This is a genomic window from Komagataeibacter europaeus LMG 18890 (assembly GCF_000285295.1).
Lineage (GTDB): Bacteria > Pseudomonadota > Alphaproteobacteria > Acetobacterales > Acetobacteraceae > Komagataeibacter > Komagataeibacter europaeus.
Genome location: NZ_CADP01000149.1, coordinates 1 through 5,442, shown reverse-complemented (window position 1 = coordinate 5,442; position 5,442 = coordinate 1). Strand labels below are relative to the sequence as shown.

General features: G+C 52.6%; 4 protein-coding genes and 1 pseudogene. 3 read left to right on the top strand and 2 right to left on the bottom strand.

Going from position 1 to position 5,442, the window contains the following annotated elements:
* Positions 1–451 (bottom strand): IS4/Tn5 family transposase DNA-binding protein (locus GEU01_RS19195; protein ID WP_198284481.1); only part of this gene is annotated, 451 nt, incomplete at its 3' end.
* A gap of 18 nt (positions 452–469) precedes the next feature.
* Here GEU01_RS19195 and GEU01_RS23390 point away from each other — a divergent pair.
* Together GEU01_RS23390 and GEU01_RS19185 are read left to right on the top strand one after the other, a co-directional pair.
* Positions 470–1,390 (top strand): annotated as a pseudogene (locus GEU01_RS23390) (efflux RND transporter periplasmic adaptor subunit); the annotation flags it as partial.
* Complete coding sequence (locus GEU01_RS19185; protein WP_019087350.1) at positions 1,390–4,524, top strand: efflux RND transporter permease subunit; 3,135 nt, start codon at positions 1,390–1,392, stop codon at positions 4,522–4,524. The pseudogene GEU01_RS23390 and the gene GEU01_RS19185, both read left to right, overlap by 1 nt.
* Positions 4,525–4,550: 26 nt before the next feature.
* Here the strand turns inward: GEU01_RS19185 and GEU01_RS19180 are convergent, their stop codons facing one another.
* The gene (locus GEU01_RS19180) at positions 4,551–4,748 is read right to left on the bottom strand and encodes a hypothetical protein (protein ID WP_010516885.1); all 198 of its coding nucleotides are present in this window, start codon (positions 4,746–4,748) and stop codon (positions 4,551–4,553) included.
* A gap of 433 nt (positions 4,749–5,181) precedes the next feature.
* Here GEU01_RS19180 and GEU01_RS19175 point away from each other — a divergent pair.
* A partial coding sequence (locus tag GEU01_RS19175; RefSeq protein WP_026018662.1) for a helix-turn-helix domain-containing protein occupies positions 5,182–5,442 on the top strand: 261 nt, incomplete at its 3' end.

The following is a 5,442-nucleotide window of genomic DNA, read 5'->3' as shown; positions in this document are numbered from 1 at the left end:
TTTTTTCCCTGCCTCCCGTAGAGACCTTGGTAAACCCGATCTTTTCGGGAGATGCTCGGGTGAAGGAAAACTCCGTTGTATCCTGCAGGATCAGGACTGGCCCTGCAGTCGCATCGAAACGCTGGGCGGTAGCAGAAAAATGCCCTTCAAGGATTTTGTCTTCGCTTACATTTGCATTTGCAAAAAATCTATATGCTGCCTTGGTCGCAGACCAATCCTGAAATGCCGTCGGGAGAGACTTGCCCGGTCGTTCAGCAAGTGCCGCGAGCATCGTGCCCAGACGCCTGTTCAGGCGCTCGTCGCCAAGGTCAGATCCGGATATTTCCTGTATGACCCAATCCTGTACCATTCTCACACCCCGCCTGCATAAAGGTGACAGAAAAGGAATCACAACAGATTCATCTGCATCAAGCACAAAATTCAAGAACAGCAGATTTGTGGGTAACTGCAAGTCTCGCCGGATGGTTACGCAGAGGCGACCGTGACGGTCTCCCCGGAAGCAGTTACGAAGAGTGGCATCGCTTCTGCACGACCCAGCATCGTGCCTTGGAGAAAGTTGGTTCCCGCCTATGGTTACGTTCTGAACGCAACACAACTTATCACTCTTGTTAGTGATTATGCTGACATGAAAGCGCGGCTGGAGAGCATGCAGGCACAGCAGACGCTTGCCCGTGCGAAACTCGATCGTGACAAAGGACTGTATCGCGACCGGCAGAATATCTCTCAGGAACAATTCCAGGAGACAACAGCCAGATTTCAGTCCAACTCAGCTATGGTAAAAGCAGAACAGGTCCGGGTGAATAACGCACTTAATATTATCAGACAGCAATTTGGTTCGGTCATATCTGACGCTACCGAAAAAAATACAATTTTCATTACACAGTTACTTCAACAACAAGTGGTCTTGGTCAAGGTGACCCTTCCACCAGATACGGATCTACCAACCCCACCAAGTCAGGCGGATGTGACCGATTATGGAAACACGGGTGGACACGGGACAATGCTCCACTATTTGTCTCCTGTAACCATGACCGATCCTGCTATTCAGGGGCGTAGCTTTTTCTATTTTGCGTCGGCTGAAAGTCAGCTTGTCGCGGGCATGAATGTTTCCGTTCTCCTGCCTACCGAAGAGGAACGTCCCGGTATCCGGATACCTGCATCAGCTATTATCTGGCTGCAAGGTAAGTCGTGGATATACCGTGATAACGGACACGGAAAATTTACACGCCTACCCCTTACGACCGACGTGCCGGACCGAGAAGGTGGCTACCTGATCCAAGATACTCCAGGACAAATCACACACGAAACGCAAATCGTCGTAGAGGGTACGCAATTACTTCTGTCTGAAGAATTCCGAGCTCAGCTTGAATCAGGAGACGATGACGACTGATGACGGGACGTTCTTTCAGCCTTCAGGCAGCTATTATCGGGTTTTCGATCCGCTTCCGGGGCGTGGTTATCGCAACCGCATGTCTGTTGTTCTTCTATGGCCTGTATGGCTTGAGACATGCCAGCTATGATGTGTTTCCGGAATTCATTCCGCCACGGGTCACGATCCAGACCGAAGCCGCTGGTTTTACGCCGGAACAGGTCGAAACATTGGTTAGTCGCCCAATGGAAATTGCCCTGACCGGCCTCCCGGGTATTCAGCGCGTGCAATCGACTTCGATTCAGGGACTGTCAGTCGTCAACGTCCTGTTTGCGACATCGACCGATATTTATCGCGCCCGGCAACTGGTCGGGGAACAAATGAATGTTGTTGCACAGCAATTGCCAGCCGGTGTTCATGCTCCGACTATGACGCCACTGACCTCATCCGCCGGTCTGGTACTGGTGATTGGTCTGACGTCGAAACAACAGTCCCTCATGCAGTTGCGCACGCTTACTGACTGGTCATTAAGGCCGCGTCTGCTGGCGTTGCCTGGTGTGGCTGGAGTCAGTGTGTTTGGCGGGGAGCGTCGGTCACTCCAGATACAGGTACATCCAGACCAACTCATCTTGCATCATATCGGACTTGATGACGTCCTTGCGGCTGCCCAGGAAGCAACTGGCATACAGGGGGCCGGCTTTATTGATACCCCGAACCAAAGAGTCGTTCTTCAGTCTGACGGTCAGGCCCTGACGCCAGAAAGTCTGGCCCGCACTGTGATTGTCCGCTCTGATAATGGTGCTGTCACACTGGGCAGTATTGCCACTGTAACTGAAGCCCCTATTCCCGCCTTCGGCGCGGCCAGTATCGAGGGAAAGACAGGCATTGTGGTTAATATATGGGAACAGTACGGTGCCAATACGATGGCTGTGACCCGGGAAATCGAGGCGGCACTTACCGATTTCCGCCCGCAATTGCAGGGACAGGGGATTACATTGCATGCTGACCTGTTCCGACCCGCCAATTTCATTACGACCGCATTGGGGAATGCCACACGAGCATTGCTTCTGGGCGGTTTTCTGGTGGTTGCCGTAATCTTTCTTTTCCTTTTTGACCTGCGAACCGCTGCAATCTGTTGCGCCACCATACCTTTGGCTATTCTGATAGCCCTGTCGTTGCTGGAGACACTCGGGGTTACTTTGAATGCCATGACCCTGGGGGGGCTTGCTATCGCCATCGGCGAGGTCGTGGATGACGCCGTGATCGGGGTCGAAAATGTTACACGCCGATTGCGTGAAAACCGGCTTCTGGTCCAGCCCGCATCTACAGCGCGCGTCGTACTCGATGCATGCGTTGAAGTCCGCAGTGCAGTGGTTTACGCGACCTTTGCTGTCATTATCGTTTTCTTGCCTGTCATCGCCCTTCCCGGACTTTCGGGACGACTGTTTGCTCCACTGGCAACAGCTTATGTTCTTGCGGTCATGGCTTCTCTTGCCGCTGCTGTAACCGTTGTACCTGCACTCTGCGCATGGCTCTTGGCGACGCCTGGAGAAACCCGGAGAGAGCCCCCCCTGGCAGGATGGACCGCCAGAGCTTATGAACGTCTTCTGGCCAGATTAATGCGCCATCCCCGATTTGTTATAGGCGGGATGATCCTGACCACCTTGATAGGGTTTGCGGCCCTTCCATTCCTTGAAAGCGATTTCATTCCTGATTTCAAGGAAGGTCACCTTATCATTCATATGACGGCTGCTCCGGGGACTTCCCTGGAACAGTCTCTGAAATTAGGTAGACAGGTTACAGAAAAACTTCGTCAGCTTCCCGAAATCCGTTCGGTTGCTCAGAGAGTCGGACGCGCCTCGCTGGATGAGGACACGTATGGACCACATACCAGCGAGTTTGAGGTTGATTTGAATCAGGTGGATGGGAAGGCTTCCCGACAGATTGATGCCCGCGTTCGCAAAGCGCTTGACGGGTTCGTTGGGGCCAGTTTTTCTGTCAGTAGTTTTTTGACGATGCGCGTAAACGAAACCCTTTCTGGTTCGTCTTCGGCTGTGGCAATCAATATTATTGGCGATGATCTGGATGTATTGGATATCCAGGCAAATAATATTGTCCGCATGTTGCATCAGATACATGGCGCAACAGATGTCCGGATAGAAGCACCCCCTGGTGTTCCGGAACTTGCTATTCGGCTACGCCCTGCTGATCTGGAGCGCTGGGGGCTTCGGTCGGCGGATGTACTCCGATCCATCCATACAGCCTGGCAGGGTGAAACCGTGGGGCAGATATACGAGCGTTCTGCGGCTTTTAATGTTATGGTTCGTCTTGATGACGCAAGTCGTAATGATGTTGCGTCTGTCGGCTTCCTGCCACTGCATACTGTTCACGGAAACTACGTACCACTCCGCGCTGTCGCAGACATATATGAGACGAACGGTCGCTATCAGGTGTCACATCTGGGAGCACAGAGAACACAGACTGTCACCGCAAATGTTACAGGACGATCAGCTCAATCTTTCGTTCAGGACGCACGCACGGCTATAGCAAAAAATATCAAACTGCCTCTTGGAACCTACGTTCAGTTTACATCCGCAGCGGAAGCTGAATCACAATCACGCAAGGAACTGTTTATAAATTCCGGGCTCGCTGCCATAGCGGTCATGATTCTGCTCTCAATAATCACACAAGGATGGCGCAATCTCGCTCTGATACTCGTCAATCTTCCCTTCGCATTTGTCGGCGGCATTCTGGCAATCATTGTTTCCGGCACAACGCTAACTCTTGGGGCAACAGTCGGCTTCGTTACTCTATTCGGGATTACGCTTCGGAATTCGGTGATGATGATTTCGCATTTTGAGACTTTGGTCGAGCGGGAACATCTCACATGGGGAGTAACAACAGCGCTCCGGGGGGCCAGAGACCGCGTCGTCCCCGTACTCATGACATCGCTCGTTACGGCGCTTGGACTGGCGCCTCTGGCTGTTGATATGAATGCGCCTGGGCGGGAAATCGAAGGACCTATGGCAGCTGTCATTCTTGGAGGGCTCATGACATCAATGATACTTAACCTGTTTGTTTTGCCTATTCTTGCTGTCAAATTTGGTAGTTTTTCTGAAAACGAAACGGGAGTTCCGGAAACCTTGTTCAAGTGACAGGTATGGGCCACTGCTGCACAGAACTACTTGAAGATTATGTCCGATATGCCAATAGAACCCAGAATGAAAACTGCTTCCGTATCACGCTCGGCCACCATTCGGTCTGGCTCGACCTTCTGGTTGGGTTCGGAATTGCCTTCATGAATCTTGACGCTGTCCAGAAAATCTGGATTGCCGCCCGCACCGAACATCATCGTGTCAAGGCCGAAAACCGAAAGCATCGTTGCCCGATCCAAATGATTTATACTCCCTGCCCAGTGGCTTCGGGCGTGTCTTGCTACGGCCAACCTAAGCGCCTGTATTCTTGCTGGTTATTTCCCATAACGATCACCCCACTCTCGGCTCCAAGTGATAGCGGGGGACTGCGCGGACTATGTCCGTTATGCGAAAGGCGAGCCAACCCACTTTTATGTCCGACATGAGGGCGACTGCTGCCTGTCTTCTCCTATATCGCTGAGCAAACAGGCAAATCGTGGAAGAAAACAAAACAGTTGGACTGCTTCCGGATAAAAGGTGCGGAAAGCTGCCAGCTGATTTCACAGTTTGAAAGATGCCCCTAATACCAACCATTGTTTGGCCTGACTCACGGGGTACCCATCGGTTTAAAAATGTGATTCATAGGATGCAGACCATTCTCTGAAGGAGGCATTCTGGATGGGCAGCCCTCTATCCCTGCGTGACGATCATGATAGTTCGGAGTTGCGACGCCTTGCGCGCAGAAGCCGGCATGCGGGTCAGTCGCGTCGCCTGTTGGCGCTTGCGGCGATTTATGATGGCGCCTCGCGCGGCGAGGCGGCCCTGCTTGCGGGGACAGACCGTCAGAGTATCCGTGACTGGGTGCTGCGTTTCAATGCGGATGGCCCGGATGGCCTTGTGGATCGTCATGGCGGGGGACAGAAAGCCCGCCTGACACAG